The organism is Komagataeibacter kakiaceti JCM 25156, assembly GCF_000613305.1.
Genome location: NZ_BAIO01000391.1, coordinates 1 through 2,259 on the forward strand (window position 1 = coordinate 1; position 2,259 = coordinate 2,259).

Consider the following 2,259-nt stretch of genomic DNA (forward strand, 5'->3'; position numbering starts at 1 on the left):
CTGGCGCATCGCAGGCCAGCAGGCGCGCCAGCCGGACGATGTCACAGCCTTCGGGCAGGACATGCGCCAGCACGCCACACGCGCGCATCCGCTCCAGCGTCTCGACCACGCGCGGGCCGATGAGGATACGCTTCAGCTCCAGCCATATCCGCTCGACCGAAAGGCGTTCGATCAGGCCGGACAGCGCGGTAATGGCCGCGATCGCCTCCCCATCCGCCGCGCCGCGCCGTACCGGGCCTGAAAGCGGAAGAACCGCAGGATGCGCAGCGCATCTTCCGTAATGCGCAGCCGTGCATCCCCCACGAAGCGCACCCGCCCCGCCGCCAGATCGGCCTGCCCGCTGAAATAATCATGCACCCTGCCCGTCCGGTCGCACGACATGGCGTTGATGGTGAAATCCCGCCGGGCCGCATCCTCCCGCCAGTCATGGGTCCATGCCACGGTGGCGTGGCGGCCATCGGTCTCCTCATCACGGCGCAGGGTCGTAATCTCGAAGGGACGCCCCTCCAGCACCGCCGTGACCGTGCCGTGCGAAAGCCCGGTCGGCACCACCCGTATCCCGGCATGGCGGAGCCGCTCCATCACGCTTTCGGGCGCATGCGGGCTGGCGAGATCCATGTCCGTCACCCTGCCGCCAAGCAGCAGGTCGCGCACCGCGCCCCCCACCAGGCGGGCATCGGGCAGGATGGTCCACAGCATATCGAGCTGCGCCATCACATCGGGCATGTCACGGCGCAGGCGCGCCAGCGGCGGCTCAGTCACGATCATGCACAGCCGTCATCCGGCATGGTGGACAGCGGGAAGAACACGTTCAGGCTCCAGACCCCCAGGCAGGGCACGCCCTGATGGTGCCCCGCCACCGCCAGCGCCGCCAGTTCGTAATAGACCGCGCGCGCGATCCGCGCCTCGATCGGCCACGGGCCATCCCCATCACGGACATGCAGGTAAGGCACCGGCCCCGTGCCGCAGCCATCGCATGGCACGTCCCATGCGCAGCGAATCGGGTGGTCCGGCCCCGCGCAGATCACCTCATCGACATTGGTGCGAAAGGACAGCACCTGCGCCCGCCCGCATCCATGCCATTCCAGTTCGGTGGCGACGAAGGGGGCGTCCTCCACCTCGATCGTGCCCTGTTCCACCGGCGTCTGGAGCCGATAGCCGCCCTGCGCATCGCGCCGCAGGGTGGACGCGAACAGGCAGACCATCGGTTTGCGGCGGATGGGACTGCCGCGATACAGCCATGTTCCGTCCCGCCTGATGAGGAAGGGCAGCGCGCCGCATGGGGCCGCTGGCTTCAGGGCTGGTGGCGGCAGGGTCTCGCCTGCCTCGAAATCATCCATCAATTGCGTTAACCCGACACTATGGAAGCTGCTTGACTTGATATAGGGATCAACACCGGCTTGATGAAACCCCCGGACGTGTCAGACTGTTGGAATGATGACCATGGATGATAACTCTCCCCTCCATGCAGCGCCGCAGGCGGGCATGACATCCTCCCCCGCCCCGACGGGCGAACAGATCGCGGCGCAGGCCGAGGGCATGAGCCGGCAACTGGCCCGCGTGCGCACGGAAATCGGTCGTGTCATTCTGGGGCAGGGCCGGGTGGTGGATCTGGTGCTGACCAGCATCCTGGCAGGCGGGCATGCGCTGCTGGTCGGCGCGCCGGGGCTGGGCAAGACGCTGCTGGTCACGACGCTGGGCCGCGTCATGGGCATGGATGCGCGGCGTGTGCAGTTCACGCCCGATCTCATGCCATCGGACATTCTGGGCAGCGAAATCCTGGATGAGGATGAAAGCGGCCGCCGCAGCTTCCGCTTCGTGGCGGGGCCGGTCTTCTGCCAGTTGCTGATGGCCGATGAAATCAACCGCGCCAGCCCGCGCACCCAGTCCGCCCTGCTTCAGGCCATGCAGGAGCGCGAGGTCGCCATTGCGGGCACCAACCATCTCCTGCCGCGCCCCTTCCATGTGCTGGCCACCCAGAACCCGATCGAGCAGGAAGGCACCTACCCCCTGCCCGAAGCCCAGCTTGACCGCTTTCTCATGCAGGTCACACTGGATTTTCCCGATGCCGATGCCGAACGCAGCATGCTGCTGGCCACCACCGGCACCACCACGGCCACCGCGCAACCCGTGCTGACCGCCGCCGACGTGATGCAGGCGCAGGCTCTCGTGCGCGCCCTGCCGGTGGGCGAACAGGTGGTGGATGCGATCGTGCGCCTTGTGCGCGCCGCGCGCCCCGAAACCACGGATGATCCCACC

Annotated in this window: 2 protein-coding genes and 1 pseudogene; 1 reads left to right on the top strand and 2 read right to left on the bottom strand. The window is 67.6% G+C overall.

The window, feature by feature from the left end; translation table 11 throughout:
- Together JCM25156_RS24705 and JCM25156_RS14225 are read right to left on the bottom strand one after the other, a co-directional pair.
- A pseudogene (locus JCM25156_RS24705) lies at positions 1-768 on the bottom strand (CCA tRNA nucleotidyltransferase); the annotation flags it as partial.
- On the bottom strand, positions 765-1,340 hold the full coding sequence (locus JCM25156_RS14225) for a DUF1285 domain-containing protein (RefSeq protein WP_025813600.1): 576 nt from the start codon (positions 1,338-1,340) through the stop codon (positions 765-767). The gene JCM25156_RS14225 and the pseudogene JCM25156_RS24705, both read right to left, overlap by 4 nt.
- Positions 1,341-1,434: 94 nt before the next feature.
- Here JCM25156_RS14225 and JCM25156_RS14230 point away from each other — a divergent pair.
- Positions 1,435-2,259: AAA family ATPase (locus JCM25156_RS14230; protein ID WP_025813601.1), on the top strand; the 825-nt coding region annotated here is incomplete at its 3' end.

Excerpts from the sequence above, each read along its gene's own strand:
- JCM25156_RS14225 (WP_025813600.1), bottom strand. The coding sequence starts at position 1,340 with ATGGATGATTTCGAGGCAGGCGAGACCCTGCCGCCACCAGCCCTGAAG.